The sequence below is a fragment of the Kitasatospora sp. NPDC001664 genome (genome assembly GCF_053596675.1).
Genome location: NZ_JBSFGS010000041.1, coordinates 38,560 through 56,104, shown reverse-complemented (window position 1 = coordinate 56,104; position 17,545 = coordinate 38,560). Strand labels below are relative to the sequence as shown.

17 protein-coding genes are annotated in these 17,545 nt (G+C 74.6%); 9 read left to right on the top strand and 8 right to left on the bottom strand.

Features of this window, described 5'->3' with window-relative positions; translation table 11 throughout:
• Positions 1–46: 46 nt before the first annotated feature.
• Entirely contained in the window at positions 47–1,069 is a 1,023-nt protein-coding gene (locus ACWCYY_RS36730; protein ID WP_449798506.1) for a YdcF family protein, read from the top strand.
• A gap of 33 nt (positions 1,070–1,102) precedes the next feature.
• Here the strand turns inward: ACWCYY_RS36730 and ACWCYY_RS36725 are convergent, their stop codons facing one another.
• Positions 1,103–1,249 (bottom strand): DUF6126 family protein, encoded by a 147-nt coding sequence (locus tag ACWCYY_RS36725; protein ID WP_345282590.1) that lies wholly within the window; start codon positions 1,247–1,249, stop codon positions 1,103–1,105.
• Between the two features lie 46 nt (positions 1,250–1,295).
• Complete coding sequence (locus ACWCYY_RS36720; RefSeq protein WP_449798505.1) at positions 1,296–1,835, bottom strand: DUF6197 family protein; 540 nt, start codon at positions 1,833–1,835, stop codon at positions 1,296–1,298.
• A 140-nt stretch (positions 1,836–1,975) separates the two neighbouring features.
• Between ACWCYY_RS36720 and ACWCYY_RS36715 the strand changes: the two genes are divergently transcribed.
• Positions 1,976–2,164, top strand: a complete 189-nt coding sequence (locus ACWCYY_RS36715; RefSeq protein WP_345282594.1) for a hypothetical protein — start codon at positions 1,976–1,978, stop codon at positions 2,162–2,164.
• A gap of 61 nt (positions 2,165–2,225) precedes the next feature.
• Complete coding sequence (locus ACWCYY_RS36710; RefSeq protein ID WP_449798504.1) at positions 2,226–2,777, top strand: methylated-DNA--[protein]-cysteine S-methyltransferase; 552 nt, start codon at positions 2,226–2,228, stop codon at positions 2,775–2,777.
• Positions 2,778–2,799: 22 nt separating this feature from the next.
• Here the strand turns inward: ACWCYY_RS36710 and ACWCYY_RS36705 are convergent, their stop codons facing one another.
• Entirely contained in the window at positions 2,800–3,879 is a 1,080-nt protein-coding gene (locus tag ACWCYY_RS36705; protein WP_449798503.1) for an ATP-grasp domain-containing protein, read from the bottom strand.
• Between the two features lie 461 nt (positions 3,880–4,340).
• On the opposite strand from ACWCYY_RS36705, the gene ACWCYY_RS36700 reads away from it, so the two are divergent.
• The 3 genes from ACWCYY_RS36700 (at position 4,341) to ACWCYY_RS36690 (ending at position 8,059) form a co-directional block, all read left to right on the top strand.
• Positions 4,341–5,759: a family 2B encapsulin nanocompartment shell protein gene (locus tag ACWCYY_RS36700; RefSeq protein WP_449798502.1), complete on the top strand. Its 1,419-nt coding sequence runs from the start codon at positions 4,341–4,343 to the stop codon at positions 5,757–5,759.
• Between the two features lie 72 nt (positions 5,760–5,831).
• Positions 5,832–6,923, top strand: coding sequence for a family 2 encapsulin nanocompartment cargo protein polyprenyl transferase (locus tag ACWCYY_RS36695; protein ID WP_345282600.1), 1,092 nt, complete (start codon positions 5,832–5,834; stop codon positions 6,921–6,923).
• Between the two features lie 326 nt (positions 6,924–7,249).
• Positions 7,250–8,059, top strand: a complete 810-nt coding sequence (locus tag ACWCYY_RS36690) for a DUF1254 domain-containing protein (RefSeq protein WP_449798501.1) — start codon at positions 7,250–7,252, stop codon at positions 8,057–8,059.
• 33 nt (positions 8,060–8,092) lie between these two features.
• On the opposite strand, the gene ACWCYY_RS36685 is transcribed toward ACWCYY_RS36690, so the two are convergent.
• On the bottom strand, positions 8,093–9,811 hold the full coding sequence (locus tag ACWCYY_RS36685; RefSeq protein WP_449798500.1) for a BACON domain-containing protein: 1,719 nt from the start codon (positions 9,809–9,811) through the stop codon (positions 8,093–8,095).
• A 155-nt stretch (positions 9,812–9,966) separates the two neighbouring features.
• Here ACWCYY_RS36685 and radA point away from each other — a divergent pair, with 155 nt between their 5' ends.
• Complete coding sequence (radA, locus tag ACWCYY_RS36680) at positions 9,967–11,499, top strand: DNA repair protein RadA (protein ID WP_345282605.1); 1,533 nt, start codon at positions 9,967–9,969, stop codon at positions 11,497–11,499.
• A gap of 185 nt (positions 11,500–11,684) precedes the next feature.
• Positions 11,685–12,743 carry a DNA integrity scanning diadenylate cyclase DisA gene (disA, locus tag ACWCYY_RS36675; RefSeq protein WP_345282609.1) on the top strand — a complete coding sequence of 353 codons (1,059 nt, stop codon included), beginning with the start codon at positions 11,685–11,687 and terminating at the stop codon, positions 12,741–12,743.
• 7 nt (positions 12,744–12,750) lie between these two features.
• Here the strand turns inward: disA and ACWCYY_RS36670 are convergent, their stop codons facing one another.
• Positions 12,751–13,368: a helix-turn-helix domain-containing protein gene (locus tag ACWCYY_RS36670; RefSeq protein ID WP_345282606.1), complete on the bottom strand. Its 618-nt coding sequence runs from the start codon at positions 13,366–13,368 to the stop codon at positions 12,751–12,753.
• A gap of 104 nt (positions 13,369–13,472) precedes the next feature.
• On the opposite strand from ACWCYY_RS36670, the gene ACWCYY_RS36665 reads away from it, so the two are divergent.
• Positions 13,473–14,711, top strand: coding sequence for an MFS transporter (locus ACWCYY_RS36665; RefSeq protein WP_449798499.1), 1,239 nt, complete (start codon positions 13,473–13,475; stop codon positions 14,709–14,711).
• A gap of 99 nt (positions 14,712–14,810) precedes the next feature.
• Here ACWCYY_RS36665 and ACWCYY_RS36660 read toward each other — a convergent pair whose 3' ends face one another.
• The 3 genes from ACWCYY_RS36660 to ACWCYY_RS36650 all read right to left on the bottom strand — a co-directional run bounded on the left by ACWCYY_RS36660 (position 14,811) and on the right by ACWCYY_RS36650 (position 17,519).
• Entirely contained in the window at positions 14,811–16,079 is a 1,269-nt protein-coding gene (locus ACWCYY_RS36660; protein WP_449798498.1) for an RNA polymerase sigma factor, read from the bottom strand.
• Complete coding sequence (locus ACWCYY_RS36655) at positions 16,076–16,438, bottom strand: YciI family protein (RefSeq protein ID WP_380149563.1); 363 nt, start codon at positions 16,436–16,438, stop codon at positions 16,076–16,078. The genes ACWCYY_RS36660 and ACWCYY_RS36655 overlap by 4 nt, the downstream gene beginning before the upstream one ends.
• Positions 16,439–16,532: 94 nt before the next feature.
• On the bottom strand, positions 16,533–17,519 hold the full coding sequence (locus ACWCYY_RS36650) for a GlxA family transcriptional regulator (protein WP_449798497.1): 987 nt from the start codon (positions 17,517–17,519) through the stop codon (positions 16,533–16,535).
• Between the last annotated feature and the right edge of the window lie 26 nt (positions 17,520–17,545).

Genomic DNA, 17,545 nt, shown 5'->3' with positions numbered 1-17,545 from the left:
AGGCGGGGTCGCGGGGGCGGCGGGGCCGCCGCCTACGATGGGCGGCATGTACGCCTTCCTCCCGGCCGCGGTCTTCTTCCTGGCCTTCTGCGCCAGCGTCTGGCAGGACCGGAGGCGGTTCCGCAACGCGGTGCTGCTCGGGCTGACCCTGACCAGCCTGACCGCCGCCCTGCTCGCCCAGGCCCGGCACCTGCCGGAGACACCGGCGATGATCGTCTACGCGGCGGTGCTGCTGGTGCCCGCGCTCGGGGTGCTGGTGCTCGGGGCGGCCCTCGTCCTCAACGGCGTCACCGTGATCCGGAAGGAGGGCGCCCGGCCGGCCACCGTGCTCTCGCTGCTGCTGGGGCTGGCCATCTACGGGACGGTCGTCCTGGTGCTGCTGGCCGGACGGCCGAACGCCTCCTCCGGCTACCTGGCCTTCGTGGTCGCGGTGCTGCTGCTCTCGGCCTACCTCTCCTTCCTCTGCCTCTCCTTCCTCGGCTACTCCTGGCTCTACGGCCGGATCCCCGCCCGGGGAGAGCTGGACTTCGTGGTGGTGCTCGGCGCCGGCCTGATCGACGGGGAGCGGGTGCCGCCGCTGCTGGCCGCCCGGCTGCGGCGCGGTCTGGCCGTCCACGACCGGCAGGTGGCGAAGGGGCGGCCGGCCCCGGTGCTGCTCGCCTCCGGCGGGAAGGGCACGGACGAGAAGGTCCCGGAGTCCACCGCGATGGCCCGGTGGCTGGTCGAGAACGGCGCTCCGCCCGAGCGGGTGTGGGAGGAGGACCGCTCGCGGACCACCGAGGAGAACCTGGTCTTCAGTCAGAAGATCATGAGCGAGGCGGTGCCCGGCTACCGCTGCGTGGTGGTGACCAACAACTTCCACGCCTACCGGGCCGCGATGCTGGCCCGCCGGGCCGGGGTCAACGGCCAGGTGCGCGGCGCCCCGACCGCCGGCTACTACCTGCCGAGCGCCACCATCCGCGAGTTCGTCGCGGTGTTCTGGGAGCACAAGGTGGTCAACCTGGTGATCTGCGCGCTGCTGGCCGGCATGGCCCTGGGGGCCTTCCTGCTCGACGCGCTCTACCGGTAGCGGCGCGGGCCCGGGCGGGGCGGGCCCGGACCGTCAGTGCCGGTTGCCCAGGGCGAAGAGCAGGATCACGAACCCGGCGAACAGGTGGGTCCCGGCGATGTAGAAACTGGCCCGCAGCCACATCTGCTTGCGGCGGCTCTTCTCGTCCTGGACGGCGGCGCTGCGCACGGCCTGGCTCATCGCTGGGTGCTCCCTCCGTGGTGGCCGGCCGGTCTGCCGACGCGGCTCAGATACCGAGTGTACGGGCGCGCAGTTCGGCCCTTCCGAGCACGCGGTGGACGTCCGCGAGCCTCGTACCAGGGGAGTCGTTGAACTCGTCGGGCGAGCTGACGCAGTGTCCGTCGGAGTGCAGCACCTCCATCACCTGGACCCGTCCGCGCCGCGCCTCGACCGCCGTGCCGAAGCCGTGCGCGAGCACCGCCGCCTGCGCGCCCAGCAGGCAGACCCGGCCCCGGGCGTCCCACATGGTGCCCTGCACCCAGCCGGCGGTGGTCAGGTAACGGGAGGTCAGGGCGAGGTGGTCGGCGACGCTGACGGGGGTCGGCCGCGCGGTCCTGCGGAGCAGGCGGTCCAGCAGGGTGGGGGCGGGGAGCGGGAAGCCCGTGTGCCAGGGGCGCAGCACACTGCCGAGCGGGCAGACGCGGGGGACGGCGAGGCGGACGGGTGCGGGGAGCGAGTGGAGGTAGGCCTCGATCTCGGTGATCAGGGCGGAGCCGTCGGCGGTGAGCATCGGCGGTGGGGTGAGGAGTGGGGCGAGGACCGGCATGCGGCTGCTCCTTATGTACCGATTTGGTGGCCTTTCTCTTGATACCTGAGCGGGTACGGGGAGGCGGCCGCCGACGCGCGGGAAGGGCGTGGGGACCCGGCGTACGGTGGGAGGCGGGGGTCTGCACCGAGGAGGACGCCATGCCCGGTTCCGTCACCATCGGACACACCGATGCACTGGTGATGCTCAGCCACGACGACGCCGCGCGCCTGGCGCGCACCCTGCGGGCGCTCTCCGAGGGCCGGCCGGCGCCTGCCGCGGAGGAAGGGGAGGAGGCACAGGCCAGGTGGTCCCGCCGACTGGCCGACTACCTGGACCGGCACCTCTGACGGAGCCCGGACCTCTGACGAAGCCGGGACGCGGCGGGATCCGGGCGGGTAGCGTGCGGGCATGTCGATCTCGTGGGTGACCGTCCCGACGCCGCTGCCGAGCGGGCCCGTGCGGCTGGCCGTCACCGACCAGGGGGTGGCGGCGGTCTCGTACCACGGCGACGCGGTGGCGGGGCTGCCCGCCGGACTGCCGGAGTGCGCGGACGAGCAGCGGGTGGCGCTGGTGCGATCCCGGGTCGACGAGTACTTCGCGGGGAACCGGCGGGACCTGGAGCTGCCGCTGGACTGGCGCTTCGCCACCGGCCCGCACCGGGTGGTGCTGGAGACGCTCAAGCGCGAGGTCCCGTTCGGGAAGACCGTCACCTACGGCGAACTCGCCGCCCGCAGCGGGGCCTTCGAGGAGCTGGACGAGGGCGACTGGGCCGCCGCCCGCACTGTCGGCAAGATGATGGGGGCCAATCCGCTCTGCCTGCTGGTGCCCTGCCACCGGGTGGTGGCCTCGGACGGGATCGGCGGTTTCGGCGGCGGCCAGGTCGGCGTGGAGGTGAAGCGCTGGCTGCTCACCCTGGAGGGCGTGCTCCCGCCGACCCTGGACTGGAGCGGCCCGACCTGACCGGAGGCCGGGCCCGCGGCCGTCAGGCCATCGCCACCAGCCGCGGCACCGGGGCGGCGGTGGCCGCCACGGCGGGAGCGGGAGCGGCTGCGGGCAGCACCGGCTGGACCGAGGAGACCAGCGCGTAGTCGGTGCCCAGCAGATCCTCGACCAGCGGCAGCACCGGGCTGGCGCCGAGCGCGAGCTGTACGGCGGCCAGCGGCAGGTTGAGCCCGCACAGCCGCAGCTGGTGCAGCCCGCCGGAGGGCCGGGTGTTGATGTCCAGCAGGACCGGCGTGCCGCGGTAGTGGCGGAACTGCACGTTGGAGAGGTACGACAGGCCGAAGGTCTCCACCAGCCGGCGGGCCGGCTCCAGGTAGGCCGGGTCGGTGGTGAAGCCCCGGCGGCGGCCGGTCTTGGTGCGGCCGACGGCGGCCAGCAGGCGGCCGTCCTGGTCGGCCAGGCAGTCCACCGAGACCTCGGGGCCCGCCAGGTAGGGCATCACCAGCAGGTCCACCGAGCCGGGTGCGGCGGCCAGTGCGCCGGCCAGCTGGTCCAGCTGGACGCTGCCGCTCGGCCAGCCGTTCAACTGCCGCAGGCTGAACGGCTCCCGGGTGATGGTGCGGAAGCCCTCGCCGCCCGCCCCGCTGGCCGGCTTGAGGCAGGGCTGCTCGCCCAGCTCCTCCAACTCGGCGACGGCGGACAGGAGTTCACCGGCCGTCCGGACGCGGTACCAGGGCGGCACCGGGAGGCCGGCGGCGGCCATCGCGACGTAGCCGTCCACCTTGTCGGCGAAGGTGGCTATGCCCTCGGCGGGCGGGCAGACCAGGGCGGTGCCCAGCGCGGCGAACTCCGCGCGGTGCCGGGCCACCACCTCCTGGTGCAGGCGGGGCAGGAAGACGTCGATCCGGTGCCGGTCGCAGAAGTCCAGCGCGAACTCCAGGTACGCCTCCGGGGTCAGGCCGTCCGGCTCCGGAAGGCCGTGGTCGGCGGCGGCCAGCACCGGGGAGTCGGTGTCCACGTGGGTGGCGAAGACCTCGACCGGGGCGGCCCGGAGCAGGTCGATGAAGAAGACGTTCTCGGCGTAGGTGCGGTTCAGCCAGACGCGGACGGGGGCGCTCACGGAGGTCTCCCGGGGAGAGGGCGCGACAAGAGGGCACGGCGAAGCGGAGGGGTGGGGCAGGAGGGCACGGCAAAGGGAGAGGGCGTCCGCGTGAGGGTGGCCAGAACGGCCATCGGTCGCGCCCTTGTGGTGGCACCTTAGCGCCCCGTTCGAAGCGGGTGAACGGGGGGTGGCAGCCGATCCGTGACGCGCGTCGACCCGGGAGTGGACGGAGGGTCAAAACCCCTGCCGGGGAGGGGTGCTGGGGCGCGTCGGCGAAGGTTACCGGCAGGTGAAATCTTCCGGGGACGGCGTGGACGGGGGCGCGCGGAGCACAGTGGTGGTGCCGAAGGGGCTCGAACGCCTGAACTGTCATCAGTTCGGGTGAGTGGGCCCGCCGGACCGGACCGTGGGCGTCCGATCGCGCAGCACCATGGGGTGCCACCACGTCCACGTTCGTCGTGCCCGCGGAAGGGTCGCAGATGACCACCGAGATCCAGCAGGGAATCCCCGCCGCGCGCGGGGCGGATCAGGCGCGCTCCAGCCTCGGCACCGAGGCGGCGCGCACCCTCGCCAGCACCACCAAGTCCGCCCCCCAGATGCAGGAGATCACCGACCGCTGGCTGCTCAGGGCACTGCCCTGGGTGGAGGTCCAGGCCGGGACCTACCGGGTGAACCGGCGGCTGACGTACCTGGCCGGCCGCGGCCGGGTCGCCTTCGAGCAGGCCGGGGCCGCCGTCCGGCTGGTGCCGCCCTCGCTGCGCGAACTCCCGGTGCTGCGCGGCTTCCCGGAGGACGGGCCGTTGGCCGAGCTGGCCGACCGCTGCGTGCAGCGCCGGGTCGAGCCCGGCGAGGTGCTGGCCGAGGCCGGCCGGCCCGTGACCGAGGTGCTGCTGGTCGCGCACGGCAAGCTGCGGCGGACCGGCACCGGCAGGTACGGCGAGACCACCGCGCTCGGCGGAGCCGCCGACGGCGACCCGGTCGGCGACGAGGCGCTGGCCCAGGACGAGCCGCACTGGCCCTACACGGTGACCGCCACCACGGCCGGCACCGTGCTGGCGCTCCCGCTGGACGCCTTCCGGCAGCTGGCCGAGCGCTCGGCCGGGCTGCGCGAGCAGCTGCGCGCCCACCGCGAGGCGGCGGCCCGGCCGGTCAACAAGCGCGGCGAGGCCGCCATCGAGCTGGCCGCCGGGCACTCCGGCGAGCCGGTCATCCCCACCACCTTCGTGGACTACGAACTCCGGCCCCGCGAGTACGAGTTGAGCGTGGCCCAGACGGTGCTGCGGGTGCACACCAGGGTCGCCGACCTCTACAACCAGCCGATGAACCAGACCGAGCACCAGCTCCGCCTCACCATCGAGGCGCTGCGCGAGCGCCAGGAGCACGAGCTGGTCAACAACCCGGAGTTCGGCCTGCTGGCCAACGTGGCGCACGAGCAGCGGATCACCACCCGCTCCGGCCCGCCCACCCCCGACGACATGGACGACCTGCTCAGCCGCCGCCGGGGCACCAGGTTCTACCTGGCCCACCCGAGGGCGATCGCCGCGATCGGCCGCGAGGCCAACCGGCGCGGGCTGTACCCGGCGGCCCGGGAGAAGGACGGCACGCTGCTGACCACCTGGCGCGGGGTGCCGATCCTGCCCTGCGACAAGATCCCGGTCAGCCCGCAGCAGACCACCTCGATCCTGGCCATGCGGGTGGGCGAGAAGGAGCAGGGCGTGATCGGCCTGCGGCAGACCGGGATCCCGGACGAGGTCGAGCCCGGGCTGAACGTGCGCTTCATGGGGATCGGCGAGAAGGCGATCGTCTCCTACCTGGTCAGCACCTACTACTCCGCGGCCGTCCTGGTCCCGGACGCGGTCGGCGTCCTGGAGAACGTCGACGTGGCGCACCGCGGCTAGCCGCCGGCCGCCGGCCGGTGGTCCGGCGGCTCCGTTCGTACGAGGCAACCGACAGAGTTGGGGGAGGGCACGATGGGGATCTTCGCGCTGGAGCGGAACGGGGCGGGGAGCGGGACGGGGAACGGAAGCGCCGGCGGCAGCCAGGAGGGCTCCGAGGCCGCCGAACTGCTGGCCCGCTCCCGGGCGGTGGTGGACCCGGCGCTGCGCGCCGCGATCGGCTCGATGCCGGACTCGATGCGGCTGGTGTCCGGATACCACTTCGGCTGGTGGGAGGCGGACGGCACGCCCTCCGACACCGGCTCGGGCAAGGCGATCCGCCCGGCCCTGGTGCTCGCCGCCCTCCAGGCGGTCGGCGGCACCGACCCGTCGGTCGCCGTCGGAGCGGCCGCCGCGGTGGAGCTGGTGCACAACTTCACCCTGCTGCACGACGACGTGATCGACCGCGACCTGACCAGACGTCACCGAGCCACCGCCTGGCGCGCCTTCGGCATCACCGAGGCGATCCTTGCCGGCGACGCGATGCACTCGCTGGCCCTGCGGGTGCTGGCCGAGGACGGCCACCCGGCCGCCCCGGCGGCGATCCGGCGGCTGGCCGACTGCGTGGTCGAGCTGTGCGCCGGTCAGCAGGCCGACTGCGCCTTCGAGCAGCGCACCGACGTGACGCTCGCCGAGTGCCTGGAGATGGCCGAGGCGAAGACCGGCGCGCTGCTCGGCTGCGCCGGTGCGGTCGGCGCGCTGTACGGCGGGGGCGGTGAGCAGGCGGCCGAGGCGCTGGACGCTTTCGGCCGCGAGATCGGCCTGGCCTTCCAGCTGATCGACGACCTGATCGGCATCTGGGGCGACCCGGCCGTCACCGGCAAGCCGGTCGGCGCCGACCTGGCGGCCCGCAAGAAGTCGCTGCCCGTGGTCTTCGCCCTCGGCTCGGGCACCGAGGCGGGCGCCCGGCTGGCCGAACTCTACGCGGTGGAGCGTGCGTTGACGGAGGAGGAGCTGGCCGAGGCGGCGGACGCGGTGGACCGGGCCGGCGGCCGCGCCTGGGCCCAGGGCGAGTCCTGCGAACGGATGGCCGCCGCCATCGGCCACCTGGCCGACGCGGTGCCCGACCCGTCGGCCGCGGACGACCTGCTCGCCCTGGCCGAACTGGTGACGCGGCGCTCCTTCTGACCCCTGCGGGGGCGCGGGGCTGTGCTGATGTGCGGCTGCGCCGCGTGGGCGCGCGGTTGGTGGTCACCCCGGGGGCGCGAGGAACTGCGCGCAGCGGAAGAGAGTGACCCGTGTGCCGGGTACGGACAGCCACTTGCAAGTGAAGGCCCGTACCCGGCACACGGGTCACTCTCTTCCGTCCCGCGCAGTTCCCCGCGCCCCCGGCCTCACCTCCTGCCGCGCCCGGCCTCACCTTCTGCCGCGCCCGGCCCGGGCCAGGCCTCGCGTGCCGCCGTGCCGGGGGCGGGTCGGGCGCATAGCATCCGGACCGTACGGTTCATGACGGTATGTCCGGAAGCGGGGAGTGCGGCGGCATGGGCAATCCGGCACTGGTGGACCCCGGGACGGTCCGGCGGACGGCGGCCGAGGCCTGGAGCTGGGGGCACTCCCTGGTGGAGGGCTACCGCCTGCTCTACCCGGAGGTGCTGGACGAGGCCGACCCGGGCCACGTCGGCGGCTTCGGCCGGTTCGGCCGCCACCGTCCGGAGGAGGACGGTGGCCCGTACTCCCGGGCCTGGCTCGACCTGCGGACCGAGCCCTGGGTCCTGGAGCTCCCGGCGGCCGGCCCCGCGGTCTCGGCCACCGTGCAGGAGTTGGACTCCTCGCTGATCGGCACCCTCACCTGCGGTGCCCGCCCCGCCCGCTACCTGATCGCCGCCGCCCCGTCCGACCCGCGGTCCACCGACGGGGCGGCGTACGCCGACGAGCCGTACGAAGGCGTGCTGCGCGCCGACGGGCGGTTGGTCCGGGTCACCGTCCGGGCCGGCGAGCCCTGCGGAGGAGGGGTGCTCCTGCTGCCGCTCAGCGCTCACCACGGCGAGCCTCCGGCCGCCCCGCCGGAGCCGGTGTGGCCGGTCTGGCGGGACGAGCTGCTCAGCGGCCCGGACTACTTCGTGCTGCTGGACTTCCTGCTCGGCTTCCTCCCGCTCCCGCCCGATCCGGCGGCCCGCCCGGCCGAGCGCGACCTGCGCCGGAGGCTGGCCGAACTCGGCATCGGCGGAGGGGACTTCGAGCCCGCCGTGCTGCCGGTCGAGCTGCGCGAGGAGATGCTCGCCGGACTCCACGACGGCCACCCGACGGCGCAGCCGCCCGGCTGACGGGCCGGCTGACGGGCAGGCCGTCTCCGCGGCTCAGGCCGGGCCCGGGGTCACCGTCGGCGACGGGGTGTCGGACGGGGAGGGCGCGGGGCTCGGGTCGGCGGATGGAGAGCCGGACGGCGTCGGCGTCGGTGTGGAGGACGGGGTGGGCGTCGCAGTCGGCTCGGCGGTGGGGGTCCCGCCGGGCGTCTGGGTGGGTGTCGCGGAGGACGAGGGGGCCGGGGAACTCGGCTGGGTCGGGACGCCACGGTCGGACGGGCCGCCTTCCAGGGTGACGACGGCTTGGGAGGGGGGCAGGGCGATCCGGGCCCGCCAGGGGTGCTGCGGGGCGAGGTCCTGATCGACCGTCACGGTGAGGGTGATCCGCTGGGAGGGTTCGAGGGTGCCGGAGTCCCGGCTGAGGCGCAGCCACGGGGCGTCGCTCTCGGCCCGCCAGTGCAGGGCGATGGAGCCGGTGTTCACCAGGGTGATCACCGTGCGCTCGCCGAACTCCTGTGCCTCGACGGTCAGTTGCCCGCCGCCCTGCTGGGCCGCCGGGGGTGCCGGGGTGGGCGTCTCCAGGTGCGGCGTGGTGCGGTCGAGCCGTACCGCGTTCCGCGAGGGCACCGGGACGGCGGGCCCGAGCACCGACGGGAGCAACGTTTCTGCGCCCTCCGCCCCGGCCCCGCCCGGGGCCCCGTTTGCGGCGCCGGTGACCGCCCCGGCCAGCGCCAGGCCGGGCTCGGGGGCCGGGCCCCGGTCCGAGGCCGGCTGGGGGGCGTGCGGCGCGGAGCCGGGCGCCGGGGTCTCCACCCGGACCGAGGAGACCGAGCCCGCCGCACCGGAGCCGCCGTCCGCACCGCGGTGCGCGCCCCAGAGCGCCACCACGGGCGCGGTCAGCACCGCCGCCAGCACGCCGGTGGTGACCACCCGCTGACGGACCGCCGGCCCGCGCAGCCGGCGCGGCGCCCGGTGCCGGGGGAAGCCCTGCCGGTCGAAGCGGAGCGTCTCCTCCTCCGGCCCGGCCTGGCGCCGGACCACCAGCCGCTCCCGCAGCACCTCGGGCGCGCGCAGCAGCGGCAGCCCGGGCAGCGCGGCCAGCCCGGAGTCCAGCTCGCCGGAGACCCGCTCGGCGGTGCCCCGGCAGGTCGGGCACTCCACCACGTGCCGCACCAGCTCCCGGCGCAGCGCCGGGCCGAGCACCCACTCCCGCCAGTGCTCCGCCCCGGCCCCGCCCAGCTCGGCCAGCACCGGGCAGCTGCCCACGCCGAGCACCAGCAGCGCCACCCTGGTCCGCCAGACCTCGGCCTCGGCGGCGGCCAGCAGACCGTCCGCCTCCGCTCCCGGCAGCCCGAGCACGGCGGCCACCTCGGCCGGGGCCAGCCGGTGACGGACCGCCAGCTCCAGCGCCTCGCGCTGCTCCGGGGACGTCCCGGCGCCCTCCGGCCAGGCCAGCGAGGCCAGCTCGCGGCGGTGCTCCCGGCTGACCGGGGCACCCCCGGCGGGCGGTGCGCCGCCGTCCTGGCCCTCGGTCATCCGGCGCAGGCAGCAGTGCCGGGCCAGCGAGTACAGCCAGGCGCGGCGCAGCTCGGGCGCGCCCAGCCGGGCGTCGTGACGCAGCGCCAGGTCGCGCACCTCGCGGACGGCGGCCACCGCGGCGTCGTGGTCGCAGAGCACCGAGAGGCAGTAGGTGAACAGCCCGTCGGCGTAGTGGTCGTAGGCTGCGGCCGTCGATCCGGTGCCGGCGGCCTGGGGCGTGGGGGAAGTCGACACCCTTCCGACGCTAGGCACCGGCCCGTGCGCCGGTGCGGATTCGGGCGCCTTGTACTTCTTTCGGGTAACAACACCAGCCGCACCGTCACCTCCGCGCACCCCCGTGTCCCGCTGCGCGCCCCCGGCTGTCGGTGGCAGCCGTTACGGTGTGGGCCATGGCTGCCCGTACCAAGACAACCGCCAAGCCGCGCCCGGCCTACCGCTGCACCGAGTGCGGGAACGTGGTGCCCAAGTGGGTCGGCCGCTGCCCGGAGTGCAACGCCTGGGGCACGGTCGAGGAGTACGGCGCGGTCCCGATCCGCACCACGGCGGCCGGGCCGGTCAGCTCGCCGGCCAAGCCGATCGGGCAGATCGACGGGCAGGTGGCGACGGCCCGCTCCACCGGCGTGCCGGAGCTGGACCGCGTGCTCGGCGGCGGCCTGGTGCCCGGCGCGGTGGTCCTGATGGCCGGCGAGCCCGGCGTCGGCAAGTCCACCCTGCTGCTCGACGTGGCGGCCAAGGCGGCCACCGCGCAGCACCGCACGCTCTACGTCACCGGCGAGGAGTCGGCCGGCCAGGTCCGCCTGCGGGCGGACCGGATCAACGCGCTCTCCGACCACCTCTACCTGGCCGCCGAGTCCGACCTCGGCGCGGTGCTCGGCCACATCGACACCGTCAACCCCGGCCTGCTGATCCTGGACTCGGTGCAGACCATCGCCTCCGCCGAGCTGGACGGCGCCCCCGGCGGCCCGGCCCAGGTCCGCGAGGTGGCGAACGCGCTGATCCGGGTCTCCAAGGAGCGCGGCATGGCCACCCTGCTGGTCGGCCACGTCACCAAGGACGGCCAGATCGCCGGCCCGCGCCTGCTGGAGCACCTGGTCGACGTGGTGCTGAGCTTCGAGGGGGACAGGCACGCCCGGCTGCGGCTGATCCGCGGCGTCAAGAACCGCTACGGCGCGACGGACGAGGTGGGCTGCTTCGAGCTGCACGACGAGGGCATCGTCGGCCTGGCCGACCCGTCCGGCCTCTTCCTGACCCGCCGTGACAAGCCGGTGGCGGGCACCTGTCTGACGGTCACCCTGGAGGGCAAGCGCCCGCTGGTGGCCGAGGTCCAGGCGCTGATGGTGGACTCGCAGATCCCCTCCCCGCGCCGGACCACCTCCGGTCTGGAGTCCCCCCGGATCGCGATGATCCTGGCGGTGGTGGAGCGGCACGGCGGGGTGAAGCTCGGCAAGCAGGACATCTACACCGCCACCGTCGGCGGGGTGAAGCTCACCGAGCCCTCGGCCGACCTGGCGATCGCCCTCGCGGTGGCCTCCTCCTCCACCGACACCCCGCTGCCCAACAACCTGGTGGCGATCGGCGAGGTCGGCCTGGCGGGCGAGGTGCGGCGGGTGACGGGCGTTCAGCGGCGGCTCGCCGAGGCCCACCGGCTGGGCTTCACCCACGCCCTGGTCCCGCCGGACCCGGGCAAGGTGCCGCCGGGCATGAAGGTGGTCGAGGTCTCCGACATCGGCGAGGCGCTGCGGGCGATTCCGGGCCGCCGCCGGGCCTCCGCGAAGCCGAAGGCGGACGCGGCCGGGGGCGCCGCGGCCGCTCCGGCCCCGAGGCAGAGCACCCGTCAGACCGCCCGCCAGGCCCCGGTCGCGGCCTACCCCGACGAGCTGATGGAGGGGTGGGAGCCGGTCGACTCGGACGAACTCATCTGACCCAGACCCCGTTATTGCCGCACGCCGTTAGACTTTCCCCTGTTTAATCGGCAGAAGCATCAATGCAGTAATGCAATAACGAGAGACAAGACCGCCGGGCACCAAGCCGAGCGGTCCGGGTCTACCGGAGGAGTCACGTGGCAGCCAGCGACCGGGCGGACAAGTCCTCCCGTGAGGAGGCCCTGCTGCGGGCCTCCCTCAGTGCCATCGCCCCGGGCACGGGACTCCGCGACGGGCTGGAGCGGGTGCTCCGGGCCAACACCGGCGGCCTGATCGTGCTGGGCTTCGACAAGACCGTCGACGCCATCTCCACCGGCGGGTTCGTGCTGGACGTGGAGTTCACCGCCACCCGCCTGCGCGAGCTGTGCAAGCTGGACGGCGCGGTGGTGCTGGACAAGGACATCACCAAGATCGTCCGGGCGGGCGTCCACCTGATGCCGGACTCCACCATCCCCACCGACGAGACCGGCACCCGCCACCGCACCGCCGAGCGGGTCAACCGGCAGACCGGCTACCCGGTGGTCGCGGTCTCGCACTCGATGCGCCTGATCGCCATGTACGTCAACGGCACCCGCCGGGTGCTGGAGGACTCCACCACCGTCCTCTCCCGGGCGAACCAGGCGCTGGCCACCCTGGAGCGCTACAAGCTCCGCCTCGACGAGGTGGCCGGCACCCTCTCCGCCCTGGAGATCGAGGACCTGGTCACCGTCCGGGACGTCACCGCCGTGGCCCAGCGGCTGGAGATGGTCCGCCTGATCGCCGCCGAGATCGCCGGCTACGTGCTGGAGCTCGGCACCGACGGCCGCCTGCTCTCGCTCCAGCTGGACGAGTTGATCGCGGGCGTCGAGCCCGAGCGCGAGCTGGTCGCCCGGGACTACTTCCCGGAGCGGGCCGCCAAGCGCGGCAAGACCGTCACCGACGTGCTGGCCGACCTGGAGGCGCTCACCCACGCGGAGCTGCTCGACCTCCAGACGGTGGCCAAGGCCTTCGGCTACTCCGGCACCCCCGAGTCGCTGGACTCGGCCGTCTCGCCGCGCGGCTACCGCCTGCTTGCCAAGGTCCCGCGCCTGCCGAACACGGTGATCGAGCGCCTGGTCGAGCACTTCGGCGGCCTGCAGAAGCTGCTGGCCGCCTCCATCGACGACCTGCAGACCGTCGAGGGCGTCGGCGAGACCCGGGCCCGCTCGGTCCGCGAGGGGCTCTCCCGGCTCGCAGAATCGTCCATCCTGGAGCGCTACGTCTGACCCGTGGTCAGCCCTCGGGCGCGGGATCGGGCTTGACGGCGTAGTAGAGGCTCATCAGCGTGACCTCGACCGCGTCGGGGTCGGTGCTGTTCCCCTCCGCGATCAGCTCGTCGATGACCGCGCGCAGCCGGTCCCGCATCTCCACCGCCCGCTCCGGGCGCACCCGCAGGCCGACGTGGCTGAACAGGCCCGGTGAGGCGGGCTGCGCCGGGTCGGTGGTGGGCAGGCCGAGCCGCCCGGCCAGGTAGAGCCGCTGGTAGTCCTCCCGGACCAGGTCCAGGGTGGCCAGCATGGCCCGGAGTGCCTCGGGCCGCTCGGCCGAGTCCCCCGCGAACACGCCGGGGGAGATCTTCAGCGACTTCTGGCCGAGCCGGTAGCGGCTCTCGGTGATGCCCGAGACCAGCCGGGTGCCGGCCACCTGGATCAGACCGGTCTGCTCCAGCTGCTTGATGTGCCGGTAGAGCTTGGTCTGCGGTTCGTCCAGTGCGGCCGCGATCTCCTTGACCGTCAGCTCCTGCGGTTCGCGCCGGTACAGCGCGTTCATGATCGCGATCCGGACCGGGTCGGCGAGCGCCTTGAGGGTCGCCACGTCGGTGACCTCACGCTCCGTCAGTTGCTCCACCATGCGGTCATTAACCCATGAGCATCAACCCTTGCGCAAACGGTCACGCCTCTGCAATCGTTCACTCGAACGTGAATGGTGGCCAGTGAGTGAACGGGGTGGGTGCGATGACTGCGCTTCAGGTCGAACGCGGGGCGGGGACCGAGCCGGAGCCGGTGGTGCCGCTGCGGCGGAACTGGCGCTTCCAGGCGCTCTGGAGCGGCGCCGCCGCCTCCATGCTCGGCACGATGGTGGCCGACACCGCCTACCCGCTGCTGCTGCTCGCGATGACCGGCTCCCCGACGCTGGCCGGGGCCTTCGGCGCGGTCCAGTTCACCGTCTCGCTGCTGCTCGGCCTGCACGGCGGCGCGCTGGCCGACCGCCGGGACCGGCGGGTGATCCTGATCGTGAGCGACGCCGTCCGGGTGCTCGCCACCCTCAGCGTCCCGGCCGCCCTCTGGCTCGGCCGCCTCACCGTCCCGCACGTCCTGCTGGTGGCCGCCGTGCTCGGCGCCACCGTCGCCTACGCCGGGCCGGTGCGGATGCTCGCGGTCCGCTCGGTGGTGCCGCCGAGCCAGCTGCGCCAGGCCCTCACCCAGGACGAGGTCCGGGTCAACGGCGCCTCGCTGCTCGGACCGCCGTTGGCCGGCCTGCTGCTCGGCCTCGGCCGGGCGGTGCCCTTCGTGGCCACCGCACTCTCCTCGCTCTACGCCCTGGCCACCGCCTGCCTGGTCCGCTTCGACGGCCGCCCGGGGGGTGCCGGCGGGGAGAAGGGCGGCAGCATGCTGGACGGCCTCCGGGAGCTGGGGCGGAACCGGCTGATGTGCTCGGTGCTCGGCGTCATCGCACTGATCAACCTGGCCGGGTCGACCACCCTGCTGCCGGTCATGGTCCTGCTGCGGGACAACGGCGTGAGCACCACCGGGACCGGCCTGGTGCTGGCGGGCGAGGCGGTCGGCGGCCTGCTCGGCGCGCTGCTGGTCCGGCCGCTGCACCGGTGGTTCGGGCCGGGCGTGCTGGCGCTGCTGGTCAGCGGGGCGATGGTGCCGGTGCTGCTGGTGCCGTACGTCAGCGCGTCCCCGGTGGTGCTGTTCGCGGCGCTGGTGCTGCTCGCCCTGGGCGTGCCGGCCCTGCGGGTGATGCTCGACCTGCTGGTCTTCCAGCGGGTGGCCGACGAGGTGCGGGGGCGGGTGATCGCGGCCTCGATGACGGTGCTGATGCTCGGGGTGCCGCTGGGGATGTTCCTGGGCGGGGTGCTGCTGGACCACTTCGCGGCGCGCACGGTGCTCGGCGGGGTGGCGGCCGTCCTGGCGGTGGCGCTGCTGGGGATGGCGGCACCGCGGCGGCTGCGCACGGCAGGGTGGTGATCCCGGGGGCGCGGGGAACTGCGCGAGGCGGAAGACACTGACCCGTGTGCCGGGTACGGATGTTCACTTGCAACTGAGCTTCCGTACCCGGCACTTGGGTCACTCTCTTCCGCCTCGCGCAGTTCCTCGCGCCCCCAGACGCATGACCTTGTCCCGGAGATGCCGCTGCTCCGGGGCGCTGGTGGTTCGACGGGCGGCTTCCGCGTACGCCTCGGCGGCCTCCGCGTCGCGGCCGAGGCGCTCCAGGAGGTGGGCGCGGGTGGCGAGGAGGCGGTGGTGGCGGGTGAGGCGCCTGTCGGCGGCGAGGGCGTCGAGTTCGGCGAGGGCGGCCTCGGGGCTGGCCACCTCGGCGAGGGCCACGGTGCGGTTGAGGCTGACCATCGGGCCGGGGTCGAGCCGGGTCAGCAGGTCGTAGAGGACGAGGATCTGGGGCCAGTCGGTGGCGGCCACGTCGGCCGCCTCGTCGTGCACGGCGGCGATCGCGGCCTGCACCTGGTACGGCCCGACCCGGCCCGACGGCAGCGTGCGGGCCAGGAGTTGGGTGCCCTCGGCGATCAGGGCGGCGTCCCAGCGGGAGCGGTCCTGATCGGTCAGCGGCACCAGTTCGCCGGCGGGGCCGGTGCGGGCCAGCCGGCGGGCCTCGGTGAGCAGCATCAGGGCCAGCAGCCCGGCGGCCTCGGTCTCGTCCGGGGCCAGCCGTAGCAGCAGGCGGGTGAGCCGGATCGCTTCGGCCGAGAGGTCCGGCGCCGTCAGCTCCTCGCCCCCGGAGGCGGTGTAGCCCTCGTTGAAGACCAGGTAGAGCACCCGCAGGACCTCGCCGAGCCGTTCGTCCCGCTCGGCGGGGGTGGGCATCCGGAGCCGCGCGCCGCTCTCCCGGACGGCCTGTTTGGCCCGGCTGATCCGCTGGGCCATCGTCGCCTCGGGCACCAGGAAGGCGGCGGCGATCTGAGCGGTGGTCAGACCGCCGACCGCGCGCAGGGTGAGGGCCACCCGGCTGGGGCGGGAGAGCGCGGGGTGGCAGCAGAGGAAGAGCAGGGCGAGGGAGTCGTCCCCGGCGGTGTCGGCATCGGCGGCCGGGGCGAGCAGGGCAGACTGCGGGGTGGCGAGCAGCACCCGGTCCTCGCGGTCGCGGCGGGCCCGTTCGCTGCGCACCAGGTCGACCAGCCGCCGGTTGGCGACGGTGACCAGCCAGCCGCGGGGGTTGTCCGGCACGCCCTCGGCGGGCCACTGGAGGGCGGCCGCGAGCAGGGCCTCCTGCACGGCGTCCTCGCAGCTGTCGAAGGCCCCGCCGTGGCGGCGCAGCAGCGCGCCGAGGACCTGCGGCGCCAGTTCGCGCAGCAGGTCCTCGACGGTGGGCGGGACGGTCATGCCTCGGGCGCGGCTTCGTGCAGGATCGGCCAGAGCTCGACCGGGTCGGTGTCGGCGAACGGCATGTCGGCCGCGATCTGCTGGGCCCGCTCCAGGTCCTCCACGTCCAGCAGGTAGAAGCTGGCCAGGTACTCCTTGGTCTCCAGGTACGGCCCGTCGGTGACGGCGGGGGCGCCGTCCTGACGGCGCACCAGCTGGGCGGAGGCCGCGTCGGCCAGACCGTAGGCGCCGATGAGCTCCCCGGTGGCCTGGTACTTCCGGTTGAACGCGTCCTGCCGGGCGATCGCGGCCGGCCACTCCTCGGCCGGGATGGCCTCCCACTTGGCCTGGTTGCCGTAGATCATCGCGACGTACTTCATCTCGGGTCCTCCTCGCTGCGGTGCACTGTCACCCTTCGGTCGGAGCCGGCACGGGGTTCTCTACACGCCCGGCGGATTTCCTTCGAAGATCTTTTCAGGAGCTCGCGAAGGTGCGCCGGTAGACCGTCGGCGGGACGCCGCGACGCCTGACGAACTGTTCGCGCAGCACCGCCGCGCTGCGGTAGCCGACCAGGTGGGCGATCTCCTCGACCGCGAGGGCGGTGGTCTCCAGCAGTTCCTCGGCGCGGGCGAGGCGCAGCTCCAGCAGCCAGGCGTGCGGGGTGGTGCCGGTGGCGGCGGTGAAGCGGCGGGCGAAGGAGCGGCGGCTCATCAGGGCGCGGCGGGCCAGCTCGGCGACGGGGAGCGGCCGGTCGAGGTGCGCGCGGGCCCAGGCGAGCACCTCGGCGAGGCGTTCGTCCTCGGTGTCGGCGGGGACGGGGGCGGCCACGTACTGGGCCTGGCCGCCGGCCCGGTGCGGGGGGAGGACCAGGTCGCGCGCGATGGCGTTGGCGGTGGCGGCGCCGTACTCGCGGCGCAGCAGGTGCAGGCTGAGGTCGAAGCCGGCCGCCGCGCCCGCGCCGGTGACGATGCTGCCCTCGTCCACGTAGAGCGCCTCGGGCTGGACGGAGACCTCGGGGTGACGGTCGGTCAGGAGCCCGGCGAAGCGCCAGTGGGTGGTGGCCCGGCGGCCGTCCAGCAGACCGGCGGCGGCCAGCGCGAAGCTGCCGACGCAGTGCGCGCCGACCAAGGCGCCGCGGGCGTGGGCGGCGGTGAGGGCGGCCAGCACGGCGGGCGGCGGCGGGGTGCGGAAGTCGGACCAGGGGAGGAAGAGCACCAGGTCGGCGGTGGTGAGGCGGTCCAGTCCGTGCGTGACCTGGACGGGGACGCCGACGTCGGTGGGCACCGGGCCGGGTCGCTCGGTGCAGAGCGCGAAGTCGAAGCGGGGCAGCCCGCCGCCGCGCTCGGCGAACACCTCGGCGATCACCCCGACGGCGAGCAGCCCGACCCCGGGCGGGGCGTAGGCGGCGACGGAGCGGAACGGCGTGGCGGGGGCTGGGGCGACGGGCACGGGCACGGGCATCCGGGCAGTGTGGCACGGTTGGCACG